Below are 23,335 nucleotides of genomic sequence, written 5' to 3'. Positions count from 1 at the left end.
AGGTCAAGCGCACTACACTGCACGCATGGACCGGATGGACCTGCTCGCCATCGGCGAGGTGGCGCGTCGCTCCGGCGTGAGCGTGCCGACGGTGCGCTTCTACGAGGAGCGGGGCCTCATCACGTCGGTCCGGACGACCGGCAACCAGCGCCGCTTCGAGCGGCACGTCCTGCGCCGCATCGCCGTCGTGCGGGCCGGGCAGCGGTTCGGCATGGGGCTCGCCGAGATCGGGGACGCGCTCGCGACCCTGCCCGTCGACCACCCGCCGACCAAGCGCGACTGGGTGCGGATGTCGTCGCACTGGCACGCGCTGCTCACGGCGCGCATCGAGGCCATGGAGCGGGTGCGCGACGGGCTGTCGTCGTGCATCGGCTGCGGCTGCCTGTCGCTGCGGGCCTGCCCCGTCTACAACCACGACGACGAGCTGGCCGAGGAGGGGCCTGGCCCCCGCCGCTGGCCGGCGGCGGCGCGCGACGCCTGAGGGCGCTCGGGACGCCGCCCCGGTCGGCATCAGTCCCTCGTCAGCACGCCGGTCGGGAGCAGGGCGTGCACTCCCCAGGTCCGGTTGGCCACCTGGGTGACGCGCAGGTCGACGACCGTGCTCGCGAGGGCCAGGGCGGTGGCGGTGTCGAGGTCGTGGAGCACGCAGAGCCAGCGGCACATCGCGTCGAGGGCGTCGCCGGTGGCTGCGTTGAGGTCGGCGTCGAAGCCGAAGGTCACGAGGCCGGCGGGGGTCTCGGCGTGCACGCCGGCGAGCGGGCGGTCGCGGACGACGTCGACCGTGAGGGTGGTGCGCATCGGGCACTCGATGGCGGTGCCGCCGACCTCGCCGTCGCCCTGGGCCGCGTGGCCGTCGCCGAGGTACAGGAGGGCGTCGGGCACGGTGACGGGGAGGTAGAGGGTGCTGCCGGCCACGAGCTCGCGGCAGTCGATGTTGCCGCCGTTGCCCGCGCGGGGCGGGACGGTCGAGTGCTCGCCGGGCTCGGCGGGGGCGGTGCCCACCACGCCGAGGAAGGGGGCGACGGGGCGCCGGAAGCCCCGGCTCTCCACCGCTTCCCCGTCGTCGATCTCCCAGAGCAGCCAGGTGGCCGGGGCGTCGCCGATGCCGAGCCGCTCGGCGTGCGCGCTCTGCCCGCCGGCGACCGTCCAGCCCCAGCCCAGCGGCTCGAGGTGCTCCACGTGCAGCGCCAGGTGGTCGCCCGGACGCGTCCCGGCCACCGCGACGGGGCCGGTCAGGCAGTGCCCGCGACGCCCCGGGAGGAGCAGCGGGCGCTGCTCCCCCGGGACGGTCTGGCGCTCCAGGTGGCCGGAGGCGTCGAGCGAGGTGACGGTGAGGCGGTCACCGGGCTCGACGGTGAGGCACGGCCGGTGGCCGGGGTCGTAGACGTCGACGGCGGTGGTGGGGGAGGGCCCGAGCTCGTGGTGCGTCACGGACCCATCCTCACTGCCGGGCGGCGCGGGTGCAGCCTCAGGCCGACCCGACCGTGACGGCCTCGGCCTCGGTCTCGGAGTCGACCGGCTCGGCGCCGTGGTCGGGCTCGTCGTCGATGGTCCGGATGAACGAGTGGCCGGTGGAGAGCACCGCGACGGCGAGGAGGACCGCGCCGGCGCCGACCCAGAACGGGATGTGGACCGAGCGCTCGCCGAGCGTGCCGGCCAGCCACGGCGCGACGGCGCCGCCGCCGAACCGGACGAAGCTGTACGCGGACGAGGCCACGCTGCGCTCGACGGGCGAGACGCTCATGACCGTCTCGGTGATGAGCGTGTTGTTGATGCCGAGGAAGCCGCCCGCGAGGACGACGCCGACCACGAGCACGGCCTTGTTCTCCGTGAACACGGCCATGACGGCGAGGATGACGGCGAACCCGAGGAGCGCGACGACCATCCCGGTGAAGGTCCCGAGGTGCTTCTGGATCCACGGTGCCGCGACGACCGAGGTCAGGGCGAGCAGCAGGCCCCACCCGAAGAAGACGAGGCCGGTGCCGTGCGCCGACATGTCGAGCGGGAACGGCGTGAAGGCCAGCAGGGTGAAGAAGCCGAAGTTGTAGAGCAGCGCGGTGAGGCCGACGGTCAGCAGGCCGCGGTGGCGCAGGGCCTTCAGCGGGGCGCTGAGCGGCGTGGGGTGCGGCTTCTCGTTGGCCGCCGGGAGGGTGACCCAGGTGGCGACGAGGGCGACGAGCATCAGGGCGCTGACGCCGAAGAACGGTCCGCGCCAGGAGATCCCGCCGAGGGCGCCGCCCACGAGGGGGCCGGCGGCGATGCCGAGGCCGAGCGCGGCCTCGTAGAGGATGATCGCCTGGGCCACCGAGCCGCGCGCGGCGTTGACGATGGTCGCCAGCGCGGTGGCGATGAAGAGGGCGTTGCCGAGGCCCCAGACGGCGCGGAAGCCGACGATGCCGTTCACGGTGTCCTGCATCCCGGCCAGGCCGGCGCCGACGATGATGATCGCCAGGCCGATGAGCAGCGTGCGCTTGGCGCCGATGCGGCTCGAGATGAAGCCGGTGACGAGCATCGCGACGCCCATGACGGCCATGTAGCTCGTGAAGAGCAGGCTGACCTGGGACGGGCTCGCGCCGAGCTCGTCGGCGATCGGCTTGAGGATGGGGTCGACGAGGCCGATCCCCATGAACGCGACGACGCAGGCGAACGCCACGCTCCAGACGGTCTTGGGTTGACGCCACATGGGCTGGTGGTTCCTCTCGGTGGTGGGGGTCAGGAGGTCGCGCCGGCGGGCTCGCGCTCCGCGGTGGTGCGGGTGGCCTCGACGAGCCGGACGAGCAGGTCGACGGCGGTGCGCACCTGCTCGGGGTCGGCGTCGAGGCCGGCGAGGACCGGCTCGAGGGTGCTCGCGCGGGCCCGGCGGGCGGCGGCGAGCGCCTCGGTGCCGGCGGCGGTCAGCGAGACCAGGCTCGCCCGGCCGTCGGCGGGGTCGGGGGTGCGGGTGACCAGGCCCTCGGCCTCGAGCCGCTGCACCTGGGTGGTCATCGTCGGCTGGCTCGTGTCGTCCGCGGCGGCCAGCGCCGTGATGCGGGCGGGGGCGAGCTCCTCGACGAGGGAGAGGACGCGGGCCTGGGCCCACGGCAGCTCCAGGGCCGCGTGCCGGCTCGCCCAGCGGGAGAGGCGGGCGGCCGAGCGCAGCAGGTCGTCGGCGAGGTCGTCGGTGCGCATCCCTCCACTATATATAGATAGCCTATCTATATCAAACCCGGACCCGTCGGACTGGTTGGATGGGTCGCATGGCCGATGCCTCGCCGCCCTCGCCCGACGCCGCCCTCGTCCTGGACGGCTACGCGCACGTCTACTCGGGCAAGGTCCGCGACCTCTACGCCCCGCTCGACGCCGCCGGCGCCCCGTGCGAGGACCTGCTGCTGCTCGTCGCCTCGGACCGCATCTCCGCCTTCGACTTCGTCCTCGAGACGCCCGTGCCCGACAAGGGCGAGGTGCTGACGCAGATGTCGCTCTGGTGGTTCGAGCAGCTCGCCGACCTCGTGCCGAACCACGTCGTCTCCACCGACGTCCCGGATGCCGTGCGCGGCCGGGCGGTGCTCGTGCGCCGGCTCTCGATGCTGCCCGTCGAGTGCGTGGCCCGCGCCTACCTGACCGGCGGTGGCCTGCGGGAGTACCGCACCGACGGCACCGTGAGCGGGCTGCGCCTGCCCGAGGGGCTCACCGACGGGTCGCGCTTCCCCGAGCCGCTCTTCACCCCGTCGACCAAGGCCCCCGAGGGGCAGCACGACGAGCCGATGTCCTACGCGGAGGTCGAGGCCCTCGTCGGCCCCGACCTCGCCGCGCGCGCCCGCGACCTCACCACTCGGATCCTGGCCCGCGGCAACGAGATCGCGCAGGAGCGCGGCATCATCGTGGCCGACACCAAGGTGGAGTACGGCGTCGTCGACGGCGACCTGGTCCTCGCCGACGAGGTGCTCACCCCCGACTCCTCGCGCTTCTGGCCGGCCGACCAGTGGGAGCCCGGCCACCCGCAGCCGAGCTTCGACAAGGAGTTCGTCCGGGAGTGGCTGCTCTCGCCGGCCAGCGGCTGGGATAAGGCGTCCGGTGAGGCGCCGCCGCCGTTGCCGGACGACGTGCTCGAGCGCACCCGCGCCAAGTACGTCGAGGCCTACGAGCGGCTCACCGGCCGGAGTCTCTGAGCCAGTCCGCGAACCGGCGGTCGTCCCGCGGCACGTCGCCGGCGGGGAGCAGACCGGTGCGGATGCCCGGCACCGGCACCGGGGGCCCGACCACCCGTACCCGACCGCCGTCCCGCCGCGCAACGGCCCGGGCCATCGCGGCGGAGCCCAGCTCCTCGGGCCCGGCGAGCGAGCGCACGGCCACCCCGTCGGTCGCGGCCGGCCCGGACGTGGGGCCCGCCTCGACGACGTCGGTCACCAGCTCGGCCACGGCGTCCGGGTGCACCGGCCGCAGCCGGACACCGGGCACGAGCGCGAACCGGCCGACGCGCAGCTGGGCGAGGAAGGTCTCGGCGAGCGTGAACCAGGCGGTGGTGCGCACGACCGTCACGGGCACGCGCGCCGCCGCGTACTCCGCCTCCTGCGCGGCCTTGCCCGCGTAGTAGCCGGTGGAGCGGGACACCTCCGGCGCGGTGGCGTTGACGATCGACACCACCACCACGTGCGCCACCCCGGCGGCCGCGGCGCCGGCCGACACCGCGCGGGCCGCCCCTCCGAAGAAGGCGACGGCCCGGCGCCGGGACGTGGTGGTGAGGTTGAGGCAGTCCACGACGCAGTCGGCGCCGCGCAGCACCTCGACGAGGCGGCCGGGCTCGGTGACGTCGACCCCGGTCGACCGGGCGGCCCGCACCACCTCGTGACCGTCGCCCTCGAGCCGCGTCGCGACGCGCGCGCCCATCCCTCCGGTCCCTCCGAGCACCACGACCTTCACGACGCCTCCTCGAGCTCGCGCCGGACCATCGCCGTCCAGCCGTCCATCGCCGCGTCCGCGGCCGCGCGGTCGCCCGTGACGGCGACCTCGAAGAGGAGGCCCCGGGCCATCGCGAGCGACTGGAGCGCGAGGGTAGCGGCGCGGTCGCCGTCCACCCCCAGCCGACGGTAGGCGTCCGAGAGTGCGTCGGACCAGCCCTCGGCGAACCATGCGCGCAGCGGCTCCGCGTGCGGCTCGGCGCGCATCGCGTGGGTCGCGAGCTCGAAGAAGAGCGGGGCGAACACGGCGGCCCGGTCGGCGACGTGCTGCCAGAACAGCGCTCCGGCCTCGAACGGGTCGGCGTGGGTGGCGGCCAGCCCGAGGAGGGTCTCGCGCTCGGCTCGTTCGACGGCCTCGACGACCGCACCGAGCAGCCCTGCACGAGAACCGAAGTGGTAGTTGAGCATCCGGTGGCTCGTGCCGATGCCGGCCGCCAGGGTGCGCAGGCTGGTGTCGCCCACGCCGTGCTCGGTGAACCAGACCACGGCGCGGCCCAGCAGGTCCTCGCGCGGTGTCACCGGGCGGCGCGCTCGCGGGCGGTGGCCTCGAGCGCCTCGGCCTCGCGGGTGACGTACGCGAGGCCGCGCCGCCCGTAGACCGCCCGCACGAGGCCGGCGAGCGGGCCGGACCACGTGATGCCGAGCCGGATGCTCGCGCCGTCCGGTCCGGGGACCAGCTCGTGGGTGCCGGTGGTCCGCACGCCCGGGCCGCGGGACTCCCACGTGAAGGAGGTGCCGGGCCGCCAGTCGGTGACCGTCCAGGTGGCCTTCGGGAGCCCCGGCTGGACCACGACGTACGAGGCCCCCACCTCGTCCGGCCGGTCCGGCTCGGTCGGGGTGACGGAGTCCACCGTCGGCAGCCAGGACCCCCAGTCGCGGACGGCCGACATCACCGGCCACAGGGCCTCGGCGGGCAGAGCGGTGGAGCGGCTCACGTCGATCATGTACCAAATGGTACATCCGAGGTCGGGGACGGGGAAGGGGCCGCGACACCAGGTGATCTGCGGGCGGTCGGGCGGGACCCCTGCGGGTCACCTGATGTCGGGGCTGGAGGCGGATCAGCCGCGGCGGATCTCCTGGAGGGACCAGCCGTTGCCGTCGGGGTCCTCGAAGAAGGCGAAGCGGCTGCCCGGCTGGCCCTCGGGCCCGAGCTGCTGCACCGGGCTGATCTCCACGCCGCGGCCGGCCAGCTCGGCCCGCGCGGTGTCGATGTCCTCGACGACGAGCTGCATCCCGCGGGTGGACCCGGGCTCGCCGAGCGGCAGGCCCCTGCCGAAGACCACCGACGCGGGCGACCCCGGGGGCGTCAGCTGGACGACCCGCATGCCCGGTCCGGGCGCGATGTCGTGGTCGAGGTGGAAGCCGACCCGCTCGGTGTAGAAGGCGAGGGAGGCGTCGACGTCCGAGACGCTCAGCCCGACGACCTCGAGGCGCATGTCCATGGTGTCTCCTTGAGTAGCGGAATGTTCCGTTCCGTCAATGTAGCAGAACGGAACGATTCGTTCCAGGGGTAGGCTGGTCGGCGTGAGCGAGCATCCTGCGACCGACCCGCCGCGGACCGACGGCCGTCGCCGGGAGGCGGCCCGCAACGACGACCGCATCCTCGAGGCGGCCCGCGCGGTCTTCCTCGCCGACCCGTCCGCCCCCATCGCCGACGTCGCCCGCCGGGCCGGCGTCGGCATCAGCGCGCTCTACCGCCGTCATCCCAGCAAGGAGGCGCTGCTGCGGGAGCTCACCCGCGACGGCCTCGAGCGGTTCGCCGCCGCGCTGGAGGCCGGGCTCGCCGACGAGGGCGACCCGTGGACCGCCTACGCCGCCGCGCTCGCGGCCGTGGTCGAGGGCGGCAGCCAGGCGCTGGCCCAGCGGCTGGCCGGCAGCTTCGCCCCCGATGACGCGCTGACCGCGCTCGCGGGCCGTGCCGACGACCTCTACCGAGCCCTCGACCGGCGGGCCCGGGAGGCCGGCGTCCTGCGCGAGGACGTCAGCGCGGCCGACGTCATCCTCCTGCTCGAGGTCGTCATGCTCGTCGACCTGCCCGACCCGGCCCGCATCGGCGAGCTCCGGCAGCGCTACCTGGCCCTCGTCCTGCAGTCGCTCCGGGCACCGGCCGCCGGGCCGCTGCCCGGGGCGCCGGCCGACGGTGCCGAGCTCGCAGCCCGGTGGCGGGGCTGAGGCCGCCGCCCGGACGCGGCCGTCGCCCGGCCGCGCCGCGCCGGTAGCCTGAGCACCGGCACCACGCCCCTCGCGCCGCACCCCTCGGGAGACCGCACCATGGCCTCGTCGCACGACCTCGTGCTGACCACCGTCCCCGGGGGCGCCGCCCTCTCGTCCTTCCGTGCGGTGGGGGTCCTCGCTCGGCTCCGGGTGATCGCGCCGTCGGTCACGGCCGTCGCCGCGCAGCACGTCCACTGGGTCGCGAGCGCCGGGGCCCTGGACGACGCCACCACCGGGACCGTGGGCCGGCTGCTCACCTACGGCGACCCGTTCGTGCCGGCCGAGCCCTCCGGGCCGCACGCCGCGCTCGTCGTCGTGGCCCCGCGCCTCGGTACCCTCTCGCCGTGGGCCTCCAAGGCCACCGACATCGCGCACAGCTGCGGGGTCGCCGTGCGTCGCGTCGAGCGGGTCACCGAGTACCACGTCGTCTCCGACGAGCCGCTCACCGACGAGCAGTGGGCCGCCTGCGCCGACCTCCTCCACGACCGGATGACCGAGTCGGCGCTGCCCACCCACGAGGCCGCCGCCCACCTCTTCGACGCGCGCGAGGCCGAGCCGATGGCCCACGTCGACGTCCTCGGTCGGGGACGGGAGGCGATCGAGGAGGCCGACCGCACCTTCGGACTGGCCCTCTCGGACGACGAGGTCGACTACCTCGCCGAAGCCTTCACCGGGTTGCGTCGCAACCCCACCGACGTCGAGCTGATGATGTTCGCGCAGGCCAACTCCGAGCACTGCCGGCACAAGATCTTCAACGCCGACTTCGTCGTCGACGGCGAGGCGATGCCCCACTCCCTCTTCGGGATGATCCGGCACACCGAGGAGGTCGCGGGGGCCGGCACGGTCGTCGCCTACTCCGACAACGCCTCCGTCATGGAGGGCGGCCGCCGGGTGCGCTGGCTCCCGGAGGAGGCCGACGGGCCGAGCGCGTACCGGGGGCGTGAGGACGACGTCCACGTCCTCATGAAGGTCGAGACCCACAACCACCCGACCGCCATCAGCCCGTTCCCGGGTGCGGCCACGGGTGCGGGCGGCGAGATCCGGGACGAGGGCGCGACCGGCCGCGGGTCGCAGCCGAAGGCCGGGCTCACCGGCTTCGCGGTCTCCAACCTCCACCTGCCGGGTCTCGAGGAGGCCTGGGAGAGTGAGGAGTACGGCGCACCGAAGCACATCGCGAGCCCGCTGGAGATCATGCTCGACGGCCCGATCGGCGCCGCCGCGTTCAACAACGAGTTCGGCCGGCCGGGTCTCGGCGGCTTCTTCCGCGTCTACGAGCAGACCGTCGACGCGGTCCGCCGCGGCTTCCACAAGCCGATCATGTCGGCGGGCGGCCTCGGCACGATCAGCGCCGACCTGACGCAGAAGGTCGTCTTCCCCGCCGGCACCCTCCTCGTGCAGCTCGGCGGGCCGGGCATGCGCATCGGGATGGGTGGGGGCGCGGCCTCCTCGATGGCCGCCGGCGCCAACGCCGCCGACCTCGACTTCGACTCCGTCCAGCGCGGCAACCCCGAGATCGAGCGACGCGCGCAGGAGGTCATCAACCACTGCTGGAGCCTCGGCCCGGAGGAGAACCCGGTCCTCGCGATCCACGACGTCGGTGCCGGCGGTCTGTCCAACGCCTTCCCCGAGCTCGTCGACGGCGCCGGGCTGGGTGCCCGCTTCGACCTCTCGGCGGTGCCGCTCGAGGAGTCGGGCCTGGCGCCGAAGGAGGCCTGGTGCAACGAGTCCCAGGAGCGCTACGTCGTGGCCATCGCCCCCGAGTCGCTGCCGCGCTTCGCCGCGCTCTGCGAGCGCGAGCGGTGCCCGTACGCGGTGGTCGGGGTGGCGCGCGACGACGGGCAGCTCGTCCTCGCCGACGGCCCGGACGACGCCCCGGGGGAGGACCGGCCCATCGACATGCCGATGGAGACCCTGCTCGGCAAGCCTCCCCGGATGACGCGGGACGTGAGCCGGGTCGAGCGCCACGGTGACGACCTCGACCCCGACGCGCTCGACCTGCGCGCGGCCGCCTACGCGGTGCTGCGCCACCCGACGGTCGCCAGCAAGCGGTTCCTCGTGACCATCGCCGACCGCACCGTCGGCGGTCTCACCCACCGCGACCAGATGGTCGGGCCGTGGCAGGTGCCCGTCGCCGACGTCGCCGTCACCCTCGCCGACCACGTCGGGTTCGCCGGTGAGGCGATGGCGAGCGGTGAGCGCATGCCGCTGGCGTCGGTCGACGCGCCGGCCTCCGGGCGGATGGCGGTCGGCGAGGCGCTGACCAACCTGCTCGCGGCGCCGGTGGCCGACCTGTCGCGGGTCAAGCTGTCCTGCAACTGGATGGCCGCCTGCGGCGAGGACGGCGAGGACGCCGCGCTCTACGACACCGTGCACGCCGTCGGCATGGAGCTGTGCCCCGCCCTCGGTATCTCGGTCCCGGTCGGCAAGGACTCCCTCTCGATGCGCACCCGCTGGGCCGACCCGGTCACCGGCGACCCGAAGCAGGTCACCTCGCCGGTGTCGCTCGTCGTCACGGCCTTCGCCTCGTTGCCCGACGTGCGCGGCACCTGGACCCCGCAGCTGCGCGCGGGCGACCAGCTGCTCCTCGTCGACCTCGGTGCGGGCCGCGACCGGCTCGGCGGGTCGATGCTGGCCCAGGTCTCCGGCGCCTTCGGCCGCGACGTCCCCGACCTCGACGACCCGCAGCGGCTCGTGTCGCTCGCCGCGGCCCTGCGCGAGGTCCGTTCGCGCGGAGTCGAGCTCGCGTACCACGACCGCTCCGACGGGGGCCTCTGGGCAGCCGTGTGCGAGATGGCCTTCGCCGGTGGCACGGGCCTCGACGTCGAGGTCCCGTCGGTCGCCGCCCTCTTCGCCGAGGAGCTCGGCGCCGTCCTCGGTGTCGCGCGGGCGGACGTGCCGGCCGTCCGGGAGGTGCTCGCGGCGCACGGCCTCGACGACCTCGTGTCGGAGGTCGGCCGCACGGCCGGGGGCCGCCGCGTGCAGGTGTCCGTGGCCGGGGTGGCCGTCCTCGACGAGACCGTCCGCGACCTCGCCCAGGCCTGGGACGAGGTCTCGTGGCGGATCAGCGTGCTGCGCGACAACCCCGGCAGCGCCGACGAGGAGCACGCGGCCGTCGGGTCGGACGACGACCCCGGGCTCACCGTCGCGCCGTCCTTCGACCCCACCGACGACGTCGCCCTGCCGTACATCGCGACCGGGGTGCGGCCGCGGGTGGCCGTGCTCCGTGAGCAGGGCGTCAACAGCCACGTGGAGACCGCGTTCATGCTCGACCGGGCCGGGTTCGACGCCTGGGACGTGCACATGACCGACCTGCAGTCCGGCCGGGTCGACCTCGCCGACGTCCAGGGGCTCGTCGCGGCCGGTGGCTTCTCCTACGGCGACACCCTGGGTGCCGGAGAGGGATGGGCACGGTCGGTCCTGTTCTCGGACAGGCTGACCGAGCAGTTCCACGACTTCTTCCACCGCGACGGCACCTTCGGCCTCGGCATCTGCAACGGGTGCCAGATGTTCGCCGCCCTCGCCGACCTGCTCCCCGGTGCAGAGGCCTGGCCGCGCTTCGCGCGCAACCGGTCCGAGCAGTACGAGGCCCGGCTCACGCTCGTCGAGGTCCTCGAGTCGCCCTCGGTGCTCACCACCGGGATGGCCGGCAGCCGGCTGCCGATCGCGGTCGCGCACGGCGAGGGCCGCGCCGACTTCTCGGCACGCGGGGACCGTGCGGCGGTCGCCGCGGTGGCCCGCTACGTCGACCACCACGGGGTGCCGGCGACGTCGCACCCGTTCAACCCCAACGGCTCGCCGGGCGGTCTCACCGCCGTCACGACCACCGACGGCCGGTTCACCGCGATGATGCCCCACCCGGAGCGGGTGTCCCGTAACGTCCAGATGTCGTGGACCTCGGGCGACGTCGAGGACGAGAGCCCCTGGCTGCGGATGTTCCGCAACGCCCGCGTCTTCGTGGGCTGACCGAAGGGGGAGAGCCGTGCTGCGTGCCGACGAGGTGCTGGACGCGAAGTTCACGCAGACCCAGTTCGCCGAGGGCTACGACGAGCGCGAGGTCGACGGCCTCCTCGATGCCGTCGTCACCGCCCTGCGCCACCACGAGAGCGGTTCGGGCGCAGATGGGGTCCTGACGTCTGCTGCCGTCCGTGGCGCGACGTTCACCCCGACCCGGATGCGCCGTGGGTACGCCGCCGCCGACGTCGACGCGCTCCTCGAGCGGGCCGCCGACGCGCTCGCCGCCCATGAGGGTGCAGGCGGCGAGGCCGCCGAGCCGGCACCGGCGCGGGTGGACGCCGGTGGCCCGGGCCCGGAGCGCGTCCCCGCCGCCGGTGGCTCCCGCGAGGGGGTCGGGGCCCGCCTGCTCCGGCTCCTGCGGGGCGAGACGGGGCGATGAGCGGCCGCGGGGTCGACGACCGCGCGATCGCGCGCTGGCGCTTCCGCACCCTGCTCCTCGACGGCGCGTCCGCACCGGACGCCCCCGCAGCGGTCCGCTCGCTGCTCGCCGTCCAGGCCGAGAACCTCGACCAGACCGGATGGGCGCTGGCCTCCCGCTCCGCCGTCGGCCTCGCCCTCGCCGAGCTCGTCGGGTTGCTCGCCGACGGGATGCTCGTGCGCACGCACGTCCTGCGGCCGACGTGGCACCTCGTGCACCGGGAGGACCTGCGCTGGCTGCTCGAGCTGACCGGGCCGCGGGTCCGCGCCCAGGTGGCCCGACAGCTCGAGCGGGACCTCGGTCTCGACGCCGCGGCGGTGGCCGCCTGCACGGACGTCGTCCTCGGGACGCTGGCCGAGCGCCCCGACCGCACCCGCGAGGAGCTCGGTGAGGCTCTCGTGGCCGCCGGGCACGTCCTGGACGGGATGCGGCTCATGGTGGTGCTCGCGCACGCCGAGATGGGCCTGCTCCTCGGCAGCGGAGCGCCGCGCCCGGACGGCGGCACCGGCACCCAGACCTACCGGCTGCTCGAGGACCTGCCGCCGGACCCCCATGCGGACCGTGACGAGGCGCTCGGTGCCCTGGTGCGCCGGTACGTGCTCGGGCACGGCCCGGCGACCGAGCGCGACCTCGCGTACTGGGCGACCCTGACGCTGACCGACGTGCGGCGCGGCTTCTCCACCGCCGCAGCCGATCTCGAGTCCTTTGAGCACGACGGGCGGACCTTCTGGCACGCGCCGGGGGAGTCGCCCCCTCCCCGGTCGCGCACCCCGCGCGTCCACCTCATCCACCTGCTCGACGAGTGGTACCGCGGGTACCAGGACTCCCGCCGGGTCGTCGACGCCGCCGGGCTGCACCCCGTCGGCCGCGAGCCCTCCATCGGGTTGCTCGTGGTCGACGGCCAGATCGCCGGCGCCGTCCGCCGCACGGTGCGCCCGTCGGTGGTGACCTTCGAGGTCACGCACTACCGCCCCCTCACCGCGGCCGAGCGGCGCGCCCTCGATGCCGAGGCCCGGGCCTACGGCGCCCACCTCGACCGCGAGGCCCGGGTCACCCTCGCCGGTCCCTGAGGTCAGCGCCGGCGCCACGTCCCCGGGTCGGGTGGCTCCGGGGACTCCGCCTCGTCGCTGCCGGCCGGGAAGGGGCGGGCGGCGGGCACCTTGCGCAGCACGTCGGCCCCGGGCAGCACACCGGTGGGCAGTGCGGCCGATGCCGCCGCCCGCCGCAGGGTGTAGAGGTCGAGCGGTGACCCCGAGGCGACGAGGACCAGGTTCCCGAAGCGGCGGCCCTTGAGGACCTCGTGCAGGCCCACGAGGGCGGTGTGCCCGAACGCTTCCCGTGCCCCGGCGAGCACGCGCGCGACGTATCGCATCCCCCGTTCGTCGGTGACGTTGGCGAGGAGCAGACCCCGGTCACCGAGGACCCGCCGGACGTCGAGCAGCCACTCCAGCGTCGTCAGCCCGGCCGGCACCCGGCCGGCGGCGAAGGCATCCAGGACGACGACGTCCGCGCTCGCGTCGGCCAGCGCGCCGACCCCCTCCTCGCCCCGGACCGGTCGGACCCGGATGCGGTGGCCGCGCGGCAGCGGCAGCTCGCGCCGCACGGCGTCGGTGAGCGCGACGTCCGGCTCCATGACCACCTGCGGCGAGCCCGGCCGCGTGTGGTGGACCCACCGCGGCAGGGTCAGCGCGCCACCCCCGACGTGGGTGACGCGCAGCCGCCCGGCGGGCGCGAGGGCATCGACCGCGAGCGCGAGGTGCTGCACGTACTCGAAGTGCAGGACACCGGGGTCGGCGAGGTCCACCGCGGACTGCGGGAACCCGTCGAGCAGCACGGTGACGGCACCCCCGTCCTCCTCGAAGCGCACGTCGACCACGGTCAGGAGGCTACGGGCAGCACCGTCGGCCCCCGCGGGTAGCGTCGGCGCCATGCCTCCCCGTCGCCGCACCGATCCCGCCGCGGGCAGCGCCGCCCTGCGCGCCTGGCACGCCGACCCCGAGGGCACCGACCGCGCCACCCGCGCCACCGCCGTCCGGCACACCCTCGACGAGCTGGCGGCCCGCGCCCCGGGCAACAGTGTCGAGGTGCGGGTGCCGCCCTTCGGGGTCGTCCAGTGCGTCGAGGGTCCCCGTCACACACGCGGCACCCCGCCGAACGTCGTCGAGACCGACGCCGAGACGTGGCTGCGGCTCGCGTGCGGCACCGCCACCTGGGCCGAGGCCCTCGCCGAGGGCGTCCTGCGCGTCAGCGGCACCCGCGCCGACCTGTCCCCCCTGCTGCCGCTGACCCGTGAGGACGTCCGATGAGCACCGAGACCGCCCGCGTGCGCCACGGCGTCGTCCTGCTCACCGACGAGCCCTGGCGCGACATGGCTCCCCGGTGGCGGGCCGCCGAGGAGATGGGCTTCGACCACGCCTGGACCTACGACCACCTGGTCTGGGGCGGCCTGCCCGACAGCCCGTGGTTCAGCGCCCTGCCCACGCTGGCCGCGGCGGCCGGCGTCACCGAGCGCATCGGCCTCGGCACCTTCGTCTCCTCGCCGAACCAGCACCACCCCTACACCTACGCCCGCGACGTCATCACCCTCGACGACCTCACCGGCGGGCGGTTCCTCTGCGGCCTCGGCACCGGCGGCGACCTGGACTCCCGCCTGCTCGGCGCCGACCTCGCGCTCCGCGAGCGGGTGCAGCGCTTCCACGAGTTCGTGCCGCTCGTGGACCGGTTGCTGCGCGAGGACCACGTCAGCCACGACGGCGAGTGGTTCACCACCCGTGACGCCCGCACCCTCCCCGGCCCGGTCCGGCACCGGGTGCCGCTCCTCGTCGCCGCGAACGGCCCCCGCTCGATCCGGCTGGCCGCCGAGCACGCCGACGGCTGGATCACCTACGGGGGCAAGGGCGACACCCTCGACGAGTGGTTCGCCCACCTCCGTGACCTCGTCGCCCGGTTCGACGACGCCGTCGCGGAGGCCGGTCGCGGCCCCCTCGACCGCTACCTCTCCCTCGACTCCTCGCCCCGGTTCTCCCTCGAGTCCGCCGCCCTCCACGCCGAGATGACCGGCCGCGCCGTCGAGCTGGGCTTCACCGACGTCGTCGTGCACTGGCCGCGCGCCGAGGGCCCGTACGCGGGCGACCCCGCCGTCCTCGAGGAGGTGGCGGGGTCGCTCGGCGGCTGATGCCGGGTCGGTGGGAGGTCGTCAGGCGACGGCCATCACCATGATCGGTGCGCTCGTCGGGGCGGAGGAGCCTCCGCTCGGCTCGACCGTGACGCCGACGGCGGCGGCACCGTCGATCGCTCCCTCGAGCACCGCCTCGCCGTGGCCGTCCTGGCCGGCCGTGAGGAACCCGGCGGAGCGGGCGACCTCGTCCGAGCCCACGTACCAGAGCTGGTAGGTCTTGCCGTCCGGCGCGGGCGGCAGGCCCGTGACGGTGATGGCCGAGCGGCCCATGTCCCGGCTGTAGGCGAGCGTGGCGGTGGTGCTGCCCTTGTGGCTCGTCACCGTCGCGGCGTCCTGGGCCCGCTCGACCTGCTGGACGGCGCTCAGCGTCGGCTGGTCCGCGGCCCAGGGGCTCCAGACGATGCCGGCCCCGGCGAGGACCACGGCGGCCGCGGCGGCGGCCAGCCAGGTGCTCGTGCGGCGGAACAGCGGGATGACGCGGGCGCCCTGCGTGGCGGCGGCGGCCTCCCCGGCTCCCGGCGTGATCGCGCCCGAGAGCACCGGCTCGCCGGGCGCGGCGTCGGTGACGACGAGCGGCGGGAGGGGACGGACCTGCGCGATGCCGGCGAGGACGGAGGCGCGCAGCGAGTCGGGGGGCGTCATCTCGCTGAGGGTGCCGAGCGAGTGGGCGGCGTCCGACAGCTCGGACACCTCCGCGCGGCAGGACCCGCAGGCCGCGAGGTGCTGCTCGAAGGCCGATCGCTCAGCGGGGTCGAGGGCGTCGACCGCGTATGCACCGCTGAGGTGGTGCAGATCGGGGCTCATGCCGGTACTCCCAACGTGTCCCGGAGACGGATGAGTCCGTCCCGGATCCTGGTCTTTGCGGTGCCGAGGGGCAGTCCGAGGAGCTTCGCGACCTCGGTGTGCGTGTAGCCGCCGAGGTAGGCGAGCTCCACGGCGCTGCGCTGGGCCTCGGTGAGGGTGAGCAGGGCCTTGCGGACCCGCTGTGCCTCGAGCGAGCTCTGGACCGCCTCGGCGGTCTCGTCGAACTCGACGGCCTGGGTGGCCGCGGCGTGGGCGTCGTCGCGGCGGCGGGAGGCCTCGCTCGAACGGACCCGGTCGACGGCCGCCCGGTGGGCGATGGTCATCAGCCACGAGAGGGCGCTGCCCCGCGCGGCGTCGAAGCGTGCGCTCGTCCGCCAGACGTCGAGGTAGACCTCCTGCGTGACCTCCTCGGACATCGCGTGGTCCCTGACGATCCGCACGACCAGTCCGAAGATGCGGCGCGAGGTGGCGTCGTACAGCTCGGCGAACGCCGCCTCGTCGCCGCGGGCCGACCGGCGGAGGAGCTCCGCGAGGTCGGCCGGGGAGGCAGCCGCCCCCCCGGAGACGGAGGTCCGTGGTCCGGGGGAGGCGGCTGTCATGTCATCCATCATCGCTGATCGGTCACATCGCCGGGACGAGAACCTTGTCGATGATGTAGACGGTGGCGTTCGCGGTCTGCACGTTGCCGCAGACGACGGTGGCGTCACCGGGGGTCACGGTGAAGTCCTCGCCGGAGCCGGCGACCGTGATCGACTTGCCCGAGAGGGTCTTGTGCTCACCGGCGAGCTGGTCCGGGGAGAGCCGGCCCTCGACCACGTGGTTCGTGAGGACGGTGGTCAGCAGGCCCTTCGGGTCCTTCATCGCGGCGTCGAGCGTGGCCTTCGGGAGGGCCGCGAACGCGTCGTCGGTCGGCGCGAAGACGGTGATGTCCTTGGCCGAGTTGAGCGTGTCGCCGAGGCCGGCCTCGCCGACAGCGGTGACGAGGGTCTTCAGGGCCGGGTTGTTGCTCGCCGCGGTGGCGACCGGGTCCTTGGCCATGCCGTCGAACGAACCGGCGCCGTCGGCCGGGACGCCGGCGCAGGCCGGGCCGAAGGGCTTGTCCATGGACGAGCTCATCGACTCGGACGGGCTGGCCGAGGGGGCGGCCGAGGTCGTGGTGTCGCTCGAACCCGAGGCCGACGTGGTGTCGTCGGAACCGCAGGCGGCGAGGGTCAGGGGGAGGGCCAGCGCCAGGGCGGCGACCGTCAGGCGGGTGGAACGCATGTGAGGTGCTCCTCGGTGATTGTTGTGCTGCTTCGTACACGTGTGGTTCGGGACTGCTCGGCACCCGGATTGGGTCCTGCTGCACCTTTTTTCACCGAGTCCGGTCACGGTTCGGTCACGGCCCGGCTGTTCGGCCGGTCCACGACGACGACGCGCCCCGGCAGCGGGGCTGCCGGGGCGCGTCAGGAGCAGGGGCACCTCACTCGACGGTGACGACCACCGAGTGCCAGCCCGTGGCGCCCTTGGGGAAGGGCGTCTGCCGCTTGTCGGTCTGGACCTCGCCGGTCTCGTCGGTCGCCCGGACCTCCAGGGTGTGGCGCCCCGGCAGGGCATCCCAGGGCAGGTACCACTGGCGCCAGTAGTCGATGCCGCCGTCCGGGCCGAGCTTGGTCTCCATCCAGCGGCCGCCGTCGACGCGCACCTCGACCTTGGCGATGCCGCGCTGCTGCGCCCAGGCCACGCCGCCGATGGTCACCCGGCCGGTCTTCACGGTGGAGAGCGGCTTCGGGGTGTCGATGCGGCTCTCGGTGTAGATCGGTCCCTCGGTCGCCCACTCGCGCTCGGTCCAGTAGGCGACGTCCTTGGCGTAGGTGGTCGCGGTGAGCTGGGTCAGCCACTTGGTGCACCCGACGAACCCGTAGAGGCCGGGGGTGACCAGCCGCGCCGGGAAGCCGTGCGTGGCCGGCAGGGGCTCGCCGTTCATCCCGACGGCGACCATCGCGTCGCGGTCGTCGAGCATCGCCTGGAGGGGGGTGGAGATGGTCATGCCGTCGGTGGAGCGGCTGAAGATCTGGTCCACACCGCCCTGCACGCCGGCCCGCTCGAGGAGGTCACGCACCCGGACACCGAGCCAGCGCGCGCCGCCGACGTAGGCACCGCCGACCTCGTTGGAGACGCACGTGAGCGTGACGTCCTTCTCGATCATCGGGAGCTTGAGCAGCTCGTCGTAGGTGAGGGTGAAGGGGTTGTCGACCTGGCCGTCGACCGTCAGCTCCCAGGAGGAGGCGTTGACCCGGGGGACGACGAGGGCGGTGTCGATCCGGTAGAAGTCGGTGTTCGGCGTGCGAAACGAGGACACACCACGCACCATCTCCTCCAGCCCCTGGGGGAGCGGCTCGATGGGGGTGGCGGGCGAGGGGAGCACGACGTCGGCGGAGGAGCCGCGGCCGGCGAGGGCCTGGCCGACGCCACCACCGGTGGCCGCGACGGCACCGAGGCCGGCGGCCGCGACGAGCACCGTGCGGCGCCCGCTCGTGCCGTCTCCGGCCGCGGTGCGGTCGGGACCGGCGCCGGAGGCCGGGTCCGCATCGGCGGCGCCCCATCGGTCGAGCGCGCCGAGGAGCCAGGAGGCCCCGAGCACGCCCGTCACGGCGGTGAGCAGGCCGGGCAGCAGGTCGACGGGCTGGGCGGTGGGGCGCAGGACGGCGGCGGCCACCGCGAGGAGGGCCAGGACGCCGAGCAGGGCCAGGCCCAGGGTGCGGCGGCGGCGGGCCACGAGCCCGATCGCGCCGGCCACGAGCAGGGTGACGACCGTGACCGACCCGATGAGGATCGGCTTGTCGTTGGTGCCGAAGGTCGAGACCGCCCACTCCTTGACGGGGGTCGGGGTCGCGTCGATGACGGTCGACCCGACCGCCAGCACGGGGGAGGCCTCGGGCGAGACGAGCCCGGCGACGAGGTGGCCGACGCCCGCGCCCGCCGCGGTGGCCAGCAGGGCGCCGGCTGCGTACCAGCCCCTGCGGGGTCGGCGGCCCGGTGCGGTCGGCGTCGTGGAAGTCATGCCCGGTGTTCGGAACGGCGGCCCGTGCCGGATGGTGCCGGGCGGGCGGAGAGAGGAGTCACCCGTCCAGTGTCGACCGGCCGGGGCCCGCACGGGAGGGCCCGGCCCGTACCGTAAGGAGCGTGAAACCTGTCCGGCGTCCCCGCTTCCTGCCCTTCATCCTCACCGGTGCGGTCATCGGGTTCGTGGTCGGCGCGGCGATCGCCGACTTCGGCTGGCTCGAGGACACGAGCTCGGCGCTGGCGCAGAACCAGTACTCGCCCACGGCGGCCATCGGCTACCTCGGCCTCCTGGGTGCGGGGCTGTTCGCGCTGCTCGCCGCCGTGGTGGCGCTGCTCGTCGAGCGGTCGTCCCGCCGGTCCTGACCGGCACCGTGAGAGGATGGGGCACGTGCCACGCGGAGACGGACGCCTCAGCCACGACCTGATTCCCGGTGAGAAGGGCCCGCAGGACGCCTGCGGGGTCTTCGGGGTCTGGGCCCCCGGCGAGGACGTCGCCAAGCTCACCTACTACGGCCTCTACGCCCTCCAGCACCGCGGCCAGGAGTCGGCGGGCATCGCCACCTCCGACGGCAAGCGCCTCCTCGTCTACAAGGACATGGGCCTGGTCTCGCAGGTCTTCGACGAGCGCTCGCTGGCCTCGCTGCGCGGGCACCTGGCCGTCGGGCACTGCCGCTACTCCACCACCGGCGGCTCGACGTGGGAGAACGCGCAGCCGACGCTCGACGGGCACGCCGGCTCGACCGTCGCCCTGGCCCACAACGGCAACCTCACGAACTCCGCCGAGCTGCGCGACCTCGTGATGGGCCGGCGGGTCGAGGGCCACCGCGGCGAGATGGCGCGCGGCAACACCACCGACACCGCCCTGGTCACCGCCCTGCTCGCCGACGACCCCGACCGCACCGTCGAGGCCGCCGCCCTCGAGGTGCTGCCGCTGCTGCGCGGCGCCTTCTGCTTCGTCTTCATGGACGAGCACACGCTGTACGCCGCGCGGGACCCCCAGGGCATCCGGCCGCTCGTCATCGGGCGGCTGGAGCGGGGGTGGGTCGTCGCCTCCGAGACGGCGGCCCTCGACATCGTCGGTGCCTCGTTCGTGCGCGAGGTCGAGCCCGGCGAGATGGTGGCCATCGACGAGGACGGCCTGCGCTCGCAGCGCTTCGCCGAGGCCTCGCCGAAGGGCTGCGTGTTCGAGTACGTGTACCTCGCGCGGCCGGACACCACCATCGCCGGGCGCGTGGTGCACGAGTCGCGGGTCGAGATGGGGCGGGCGCTCGCGCGCGAGCACCCCGTCGAGGCCGACCTCGTCATGCCGACGCCCGAGTCGGGGACGCCGGCCGCCATCGGGTACGCGCAGGAGTCGGGCATCCCGTACGGACAGGGGCTCGTCAAGAACTCGTACGTGGGGCGGACGTTCATCGCGCCCTCGCAGACCATCCGCCAGCTCGGTATCCGGTTGAAGCTCAACCCTCTTCGCGACGTCATCAAGGGCAAGCGGCTCGTGGTCGTCGACGACTCCATCGTGCGCGGGAACACCCAGCGGGCGTTGGTGCGGATGCTCCGCGAGGCCGGGGCCGCCGAGGTGCACGTGCGGATCTCGTCGCCGCCGGTGCGCTGGCCGTGCTTCTACGGCATCGACTTCGCGACGCGCGCCGAGCTCATCGCCACCGGGCTCGGGGTCGACGAGGTGTGCAACTCGATCGGCGCCGACTCGCTGGGGTACATCTCCGAGGAGGGGATGATCGCCGCCACCGACCAGCCCCGCGAGCGGCTGTGCACGGCGTGCTTCACCGGTGTCTACCCGGTGGCGCTGCCCGAGGACGGGCGCATCGGCAAGGGCGTGCTCGAGCTCGAGCTGCCGCTCGACGACGGTGCGCGCGGCGAGGAGCGGGTCACCGGCCAGCGCCACCCGCAGCGCCAGACGCCGCTCGTGGACGTGCCGGTGCTCGACGTCGACGGTGTGCCGACCTCCGCCGGCGGCGGCGCCTCCGAGGCGGTCCTCCGCCCCTGACCCCCAGCCGGGTCGAGTCGGACTCGTTCGAGGTATTCGACTGACGCCTGGGAGTGGCCGGACACCTCGAACCACTGCCGCGGTCGTCCACAGATCGGCTCCGCCCCCTGGTCGTCGCGGCGGCCAGGCCCGACGCTGGCGGGATGGGGGAGGGCACAGCATCCCGGCGTCGGCGAGCGGAGGGCGCCGCCGTCGAGTACGGCGGCGTGCTCTCACGCGCCCTGCTGCGGGGCTTCGGGGTCGACGACGCGATGGTCCGGCGCGAGGTGGCAGCCGACCGATGGGCGCTGCACGGTGCGCGGACGGTCGCGATGACGCGGGGAGACCTGGTGCCCCTGGCTCGACGGTGGCGGGCCGTGTGGGAGGTCGGCACGCGGATCGCGGTCGTCGACGGGGTCTCCGCCCTCCAGCACGCCGGCCTGACGGGGTTCGACGAGGAGGGCGTGCACGTGTCCATCCCTCACACGGCGTCCGCGCGCCGGCACGACGGCGTCACCCTGCACAAGGTCGGCCGCCGCCGGTCCTCGGACGTGGTGGGTGCCGGCCTGCCGCGGGCCCGGGTGCCGGTGGCCGCCCTGCGGTCAGCCCACTGGGCCGTCAGCGACCGCCAGGCGGCGCTCGTCCTCTGCCTCGTCGCCCAGCAACGGCTCTGCACCGGAGGTCAGCTGTCCGCGGCGGCGGTCCTCGTCCGCGGCCGGACCCGCAGAGCGTTCGTCGAGTCGGTCGTCCGCGACATCGCGGCCGGGGCGCAGTCGCTCGGCGAGCTGGACGTCGTCGCCGCGTGCCGGCGACGAGGCCTGCCGGCACCCGACCTGCAGGAGACCCGTCGGCTGCCGTCGGGACGTGTGTACCTCGACCTCCGGTGGCGCAGAGCGCGGCTCGTCGTGGAGGTCGACGGGATCGGGCACTCCTGGGGACTGGCCCCGGTGGACGACGCGCTGCGCCAGAACCGGGGTGGTCCTCGGCGACGACCTGGTCCCGCGGGTGCCCGTCCTCGGGTGGCGCCTGACGCCGGATGCCTACCTCGACCAGATCGTCACCGCGTACGCCCAGCGCTCCGCCTGAGCCCTGCGGTTCGAGGTATCCGGGCGCCGTGGGGCGACGGCCGGATACCTCGAACCAAGAGCCGGGCGGGTGGCGGGCTGCGGGGTCAGCGGGGGTCGGCGGGCTGCGGCGTCGGCTCGGGGGCGTCGCCGGCGGGGTGGTTGTCGTCGTTGCCCAGCGCGAGCCGGCTGCGACGCACCCCGTAGGTGAAGTAGATGACGAAGCCGAGCGCCATCCAGATGAGGAAGCGCAGCCAGGTCTCCACCGACAGGTTGAGCATCAGGTAGAGGCTGATGAGCGCCGCGAGGATCGGCAGCACCGGCGAGAACGGCACCTTGAAGGACCGCTTCAGGTCGGGGCGGCGCGAGCGCAGCACGGGCACGGCCAGCGACACCAGCGCGAACGCCGACAGCGTGCCGATGTTGACCATCTCCTCGAGCTTGCCGATCGGCGTCAGCGAGGCGATGAGCGCGACCGCCGCGCCGATGATGAGGGTCAGCCGCACTGGCGTACCGGTCTTCGGGTTGGTGCGGGCCAGGCTCCGCGGCAGCAGCCAGTCGCGGGCCATCGCGAACGTCACGCGGGTGGCGCCGATGATGAGCGTCATCACGACCGTCATCAGGCCGGCGACGGCCCCGCCGGCGATGAGGGTGGCGTACCCCGGTTTGCCGACGGACTCGAAGGCCGAGGCCAGCGCGGCGTCGGGGTCGATCTTGTCGTACTTGACCATCCCCGTGATGACGAGCGTCGTCGCCACGTAGAGGACGGTGCAGATGACCAGCGAGGCGATGATGCCGATCGGCAGGTCGCGCTGCGGGTTCTTCGCCTCCTCGGCGGTGGTCGCGACGACGTCGAACCCGATGTAGGCGAAGAAGACGATCGAGGCGCCGGAGACGATGCCGAGCACGCCGTACGTCGTCGGCTCGAGCCCGAACAGCACCTGGATGAGCGGGGCCGTGATGCCGGAGACATCCTCACCGGCCTGCGCCGGCGGGACGAACGGGCTGTAGTTCGAGGCGCTGATGAACGCGATGCCCGCGAAGATCACGAAGAGGACGATGAAGAGCTTGACCGCGACGAGCACGAGGTTGACCCGCAGCGACTCCTTGATGCCGATCGCGATGAGCGCGGTGAGCACCGCGACGAGGACGAACGCGGGTAGGTCGAAGTGCGAGCCCGGGGCAACCGCCTCGGGCACGACGAAGCCGATCTTCTCGAGGAAGAGCGTCGCGTACTGCGACCAGCCCTGGGCCACGACGCTGGCGCCGAGCATCAGCTCCAGGAGCAGGTCCCAGCCGATGATCCACGCGACCAGCTCGCCGAGCGAGGCGTAGGAGAACGTGTACGCCGAACCGGAAACGGGCACGGTGGAGGCGAACTCGGCGTAGCAAAGGGCCGCGAGGCCGCAGCAGACCGCGGCGAGCACGAAGGAGATGGCGATCGAGGGGCCGGCGTAGTCGGCGGCCGCGCGGCCGGTCAGGGTGAAGATGCCGGCGCCGATGATGACGCCGATGCCGAAGACCGTGAGGTCGAGGGCGGTCAGCTTCTTCTTGAGCTGGAACTCCGGTTCGTCGGTCTCGCGGATGGACTGCTCGATCGACTTGGTGCGCATGACGCCCACGTCGTTCCTCCTCGCCTCGAAGGTGCCGGTCGACGGACGACGCTAGCGAACTCTC

Annotated in this window: 24 protein-coding genes; 10 read left to right on the top strand and 14 right to left on the bottom strand. The window is 74.2% G+C overall.

Features of this window, described 5'->3' with window-relative positions:
- Positions 1 to 25 precede the first annotated feature (25 nt).
- On the top strand, positions 26 to 481 hold the full coding sequence (gene soxR / locus ACQZ2A_RS03460; protein ID WP_430207177.1) for a redox-sensitive transcriptional activator SoxR: 456 nt from the start codon (positions 26 to 28) through the stop codon (positions 479 to 481).
- A gap of 29 nt (positions 482 to 510) precedes the next feature.
- On the opposite strand, the gene ACQZ2A_RS03455 is transcribed toward soxR, so the two are convergent.
- The 3 genes from ACQZ2A_RS03455 to ACQZ2A_RS03445 are packed head-to-tail and all read right to left on the bottom strand — an operon-like array spanning position 511 to position 3,168.
- Positions 511 to 1,431 (bottom strand): acetamidase/formamidase family protein, encoded by a 921-nt coding sequence (locus ACQZ2A_RS03455; RefSeq protein WP_430207176.1) that lies wholly within the window; start codon positions 1,429 to 1,431, stop codon positions 511 to 513.
- A 37-nt stretch (positions 1,432 to 1,468) separates the two neighbouring features.
- Entirely contained in the window at positions 1,469 to 2,683 is a 1,215-nt protein-coding gene (locus ACQZ2A_RS03450; RefSeq protein ID WP_430207174.1) for an MFS transporter, read from the bottom strand.
- Between the two features lie 29 nt (positions 2,684 to 2,712).
- Positions 2,713 to 3,168, bottom strand: a complete 456-nt coding sequence (locus ACQZ2A_RS03445) for a MarR family winged helix-turn-helix transcriptional regulator (protein ID WP_430207172.1) — start codon at positions 3,166 to 3,168, stop codon at positions 2,713 to 2,715.
- 68 nt (positions 3,169 to 3,236) lie between these two features.
- Between ACQZ2A_RS03445 and ACQZ2A_RS03440 the strand changes: the two genes are divergently transcribed.
- Entirely contained in the window at positions 3,237 to 4,148 is a 912-nt protein-coding gene (locus ACQZ2A_RS03440) for a phosphoribosylaminoimidazolesuccinocarboxamide synthase (protein WP_430207171.1), read from the top strand.
- On the opposite strand, the gene ACQZ2A_RS03435 is transcribed toward ACQZ2A_RS03440, so the two are convergent.
- The 4 genes from ACQZ2A_RS03435 to ACQZ2A_RS03420 form a co-directional block, all read right to left on the bottom strand.
- On the bottom strand, positions 4,129 to 4,899 hold the full coding sequence (locus tag ACQZ2A_RS03435; protein WP_430207169.1) for an NAD(P)H-binding protein: 771 nt from the start codon (positions 4,897 to 4,899) through the stop codon (positions 4,129 to 4,131). The genes ACQZ2A_RS03440 and ACQZ2A_RS03435 overlap by 20 nt on opposite strands.
- On the bottom strand, positions 4,896 to 5,456 hold the full coding sequence (locus tag ACQZ2A_RS03430; RefSeq protein ID WP_430207167.1) for a TetR/AcrR family transcriptional regulator: 561 nt from the start codon (positions 5,454 to 5,456) through the stop codon (positions 4,896 to 4,898). Before ACQZ2A_RS03430 ends, ACQZ2A_RS03435 begins: the two co-directional genes overlap by 4 nt.
- Entirely contained in the window at positions 5,453 to 5,881 is a 429-nt protein-coding gene (locus tag ACQZ2A_RS03425) for an SRPBCC family protein (protein ID WP_430207166.1), read from the bottom strand. The genes ACQZ2A_RS03430 and ACQZ2A_RS03425 overlap by 4 nt, the downstream gene beginning before the upstream one ends.
- A 114-nt stretch (positions 5,882 to 5,995) precedes the next feature.
- Entirely contained in the window at positions 5,996 to 6,379 is a 384-nt protein-coding gene (locus tag ACQZ2A_RS03420) for a VOC family protein (RefSeq protein WP_430207164.1), read from the bottom strand.
- Between the two features lie 82 nt (positions 6,380 to 6,461).
- Between ACQZ2A_RS03420 and ACQZ2A_RS03415 the strand changes: the two genes are divergently transcribed.
- The 4 genes from ACQZ2A_RS03415 to ACQZ2A_RS03400 all read left to right on the top strand — a co-directional run bounded on the left by ACQZ2A_RS03415 (position 6,462) and on the right by ACQZ2A_RS03400 (position 12,653).
- Positions 6,462 to 7,109: a TetR/AcrR family transcriptional regulator gene (locus ACQZ2A_RS03415; protein ID WP_430207163.1), complete on the top strand. Its 648-nt coding sequence runs from the start codon at positions 6,462 to 6,464 to the stop codon at positions 7,107 to 7,109.
- A 99-nt stretch (positions 7,110 to 7,208) separates the two neighbouring features.
- Positions 7,209 to 11,114, top strand: a complete 3,906-nt coding sequence (gene purL, locus ACQZ2A_RS03410; RefSeq protein WP_430207161.1) for a phosphoribosylformylglycinamidine synthase — start codon at positions 7,209 to 7,211, stop codon at positions 11,112 to 11,114.
- Between the two features lie 16 nt (positions 11,115 to 11,130).
- On the top strand, positions 11,131 to 11,544 hold the full coding sequence (locus ACQZ2A_RS03405) for a DivIVA domain-containing protein (protein WP_430207159.1): 414 nt from the start codon (positions 11,131 to 11,133) through the stop codon (positions 11,542 to 11,544).
- Positions 11,541 to 12,653: a winged helix DNA-binding domain-containing protein gene (locus ACQZ2A_RS03400; protein ID WP_430207157.1), complete on the top strand. Its 1,113-nt coding sequence runs from the start codon at positions 11,541 to 11,543 to the stop codon at positions 12,651 to 12,653. The genes ACQZ2A_RS03405 and ACQZ2A_RS03400 overlap by 4 nt, the downstream gene beginning before the upstream one ends.
- Positions 12,654 to 12,655: 2 nt before the next feature.
- Here the strand turns inward: ACQZ2A_RS03400 and ACQZ2A_RS03395 are convergent, their stop codons facing one another.
- Positions 12,656 to 13,459 carry a spermidine synthase gene (locus ACQZ2A_RS03395; protein ID WP_430207155.1) on the bottom strand — a complete coding sequence of 268 codons (804 nt, stop codon included), beginning with the start codon at positions 13,457 to 13,459 and terminating at the stop codon, positions 12,656 to 12,658.
- 52 nt (positions 13,460 to 13,511) lie between these two features.
- Between ACQZ2A_RS03395 and ACQZ2A_RS03390 the strand changes: the two genes are divergently transcribed.
- Complete coding sequence (locus ACQZ2A_RS03390) at positions 13,512 to 13,889, top strand: sterol carrier family protein (RefSeq protein ID WP_430207154.1); 378 nt, start codon at positions 13,512 to 13,514, stop codon at positions 13,887 to 13,889.
- Positions 13,886 to 14,758, top strand: coding sequence for an LLM class flavin-dependent oxidoreductase (locus ACQZ2A_RS03385; protein ID WP_430207152.1), 873 nt, complete (start codon positions 13,886 to 13,888; stop codon positions 14,756 to 14,758). Before ACQZ2A_RS03390 ends, ACQZ2A_RS03385 begins: the two co-directional genes overlap by 4 nt.
- A gap of 21 nt (positions 14,759 to 14,779) precedes the next feature.
- Here the strand turns inward: ACQZ2A_RS03385 and ACQZ2A_RS03380 are convergent, their stop codons facing one another.
- From ACQZ2A_RS03380 to ACQZ2A_RS03365, 4 genes are all read right to left on the bottom strand, one after another.
- Positions 14,780 to 15,565 (bottom strand): anti-sigma factor, encoded by a 786-nt coding sequence (locus ACQZ2A_RS03380; RefSeq protein WP_430207151.1) that lies wholly within the window; start codon positions 15,563 to 15,565, stop codon positions 14,780 to 14,782.
- Entirely contained in the window at positions 15,562 to 16,173 is a 612-nt protein-coding gene (gene sigK, locus ACQZ2A_RS03375) for an ECF RNA polymerase sigma factor SigK (protein ID WP_430207149.1), read from the bottom strand. Before sigK ends, ACQZ2A_RS03380 begins: the two co-directional genes overlap by 4 nt.
- Positions 16,174 to 16,186: 13 nt before the next feature.
- The gene (locus ACQZ2A_RS03370; RefSeq protein WP_430207147.1) at positions 16,187 to 16,828 is read right to left on the bottom strand and encodes a fasciclin domain-containing protein; all 642 of its coding nucleotides are present in this window, start codon (positions 16,826 to 16,828) and stop codon (positions 16,187 to 16,189) included.
- Between the two features lie 199 nt (positions 16,829 to 17,027).
- Positions 17,028 to 18,608, bottom strand: coding sequence for a molybdopterin-dependent oxidoreductase (locus ACQZ2A_RS03365; RefSeq protein WP_430207145.1), 1,581 nt, complete (start codon positions 18,606 to 18,608; stop codon positions 17,028 to 17,030).
- 122 nt (positions 18,609 to 18,730) lie between these two features.
- Here ACQZ2A_RS03365 and ACQZ2A_RS03360 point away from each other — a divergent pair, with 122 nt between their 5' ends.
- Together ACQZ2A_RS03360 and purF are read left to right on the top strand one after the other, a co-directional pair.
- Positions 18,731 to 18,973: a hypothetical protein gene (locus ACQZ2A_RS03360; RefSeq protein WP_430207144.1), complete on the top strand. Its 243-nt coding sequence runs from the start codon at positions 18,731 to 18,733 to the stop codon at positions 18,971 to 18,973.
- 25 nt (positions 18,974 to 18,998) lie between these two features.
- Positions 18,999 to 20,615: an amidophosphoribosyltransferase gene (gene purF, locus ACQZ2A_RS03355; protein WP_430207143.1), complete on the top strand. Its 1,617-nt coding sequence runs from the start codon at positions 18,999 to 19,001 to the stop codon at positions 20,613 to 20,615.
- Positions 20,616 to 20,827: 212 nt separating this feature from the next.
- Here purF and ACQZ2A_RS03350 read toward each other — a convergent pair whose 3' ends face one another.
- Together ACQZ2A_RS03350 and ACQZ2A_RS03345 are read right to left on the bottom strand one after the other, a co-directional pair.
- Positions 20,828 to 21,064 carry a hypothetical protein gene (locus ACQZ2A_RS03350; protein WP_430207141.1) on the bottom strand — a complete coding sequence of 79 codons (237 nt, stop codon included), beginning with the start codon at positions 21,062 to 21,064 and terminating at the stop codon, positions 20,828 to 20,830.
- 701 nt (positions 21,065 to 21,765) lie between these two features.
- The gene (locus ACQZ2A_RS03345) at positions 21,766 to 23,280 is read right to left on the bottom strand and encodes an amino acid permease (RefSeq protein ID WP_430207140.1); all 1,515 of its coding nucleotides are present in this window, start codon (positions 23,278 to 23,280) and stop codon (positions 21,766 to 21,768) included.
- Between the last annotated feature and the right edge of the window lie 55 nt (positions 23,281 to 23,335).

This window comes from Phycicoccus avicenniae (genome assembly GCF_050496545.1).
Lineage (GTDB): Bacteria > Actinomycetota > Actinomycetes > Actinomycetales > Dermatophilaceae > Phycicoccus > Phycicoccus avicenniae_A.
This window is presented reverse-complemented; position numbering and strand designations above follow the sequence as displayed.

Bases quoted from the DNA above. Each gene is read 5' to 3' on its own strand.
- soxR (WP_430207177.1), top strand. From the start codon at position 26: ATGGACCGGATGGACCTGCTCGCCATCGGCGAGGTGGCGCGTCGCTCC.
- ACQZ2A_RS03450 (WP_430207174.1), bottom strand. From the start codon at position 2,683: ATGTGGCGTCAACCCAAGACCGTCTGGAGCGTGGCGTTCGCCTGCGTC.
- ACQZ2A_RS03445 (WP_430207172.1), bottom strand. From the start codon at position 3,168: ATGCGCACCGACGACCTCGCCGACGACCTGCTGCGCTCGGCCGCCCGC.
- ACQZ2A_RS03440 (WP_430207171.1), top strand. From the start codon at position 3,237: ATGGCCGATGCCTCGCCGCCCTCGCCCGACGCCGCCCTCGTCCTGGAC.
- ACQZ2A_RS03425 (WP_430207166.1), bottom strand. From the start codon at position 5,881: ATGATCGACGTGAGCCGCTCCACCGCTCTGCCCGCCGAGGCCCTGTGG.
- ACQZ2A_RS03420 (WP_430207164.1), bottom strand. From the start codon at position 6,379: ATGGACATGCGCCTCGAGGTCGTCGGGCTGAGCGTCTCGGACGTCGAC.
- purL (WP_430207161.1), top strand. From the start codon at position 7,209: ATGGCCTCGTCGCACGACCTCGTGCTGACCACCGTCCCCGGGGGCGCC.
- ACQZ2A_RS03400 (WP_430207157.1), top strand. From the start codon at position 11,541: ATGAGCGGCCGCGGGGTCGACGACCGCGCGATCGCGCGCTGGCGCTTC.
- ACQZ2A_RS03390 (WP_430207154.1), top strand. From the start codon at position 13,512: ATGCCTCCCCGTCGCCGCACCGATCCCGCCGCGGGCAGCGCCGCCCTG.
- ACQZ2A_RS03385 (WP_430207152.1), top strand. From the start codon at position 13,886: ATGAGCACCGAGACCGCCCGCGTGCGCCACGGCGTCGTCCTGCTCACC.
- ACQZ2A_RS03380 (WP_430207151.1), bottom strand. From the start codon at position 15,565: ATGAGCCCCGATCTGCACCACCTCAGCGGTGCATACGCGGTCGACGCC.
- sigK (WP_430207149.1), bottom strand. From the start codon at position 16,173: ATGGATGACATGACAGCCGCCTCCCCCGGACCACGGACCTCCGTCTCC.
- ACQZ2A_RS03370 (WP_430207147.1), bottom strand. From the start codon at position 16,828: ATGCGTTCCACCCGCCTGACGGTCGCCGCCCTGGCGCTGGCCCTCCCC.
- ACQZ2A_RS03365 (WP_430207145.1), bottom strand. From the start codon at position 18,608: ATGACTTCCACGACGCCGACCGCACCGGGCCGCCGACCCCGCAGGGGC.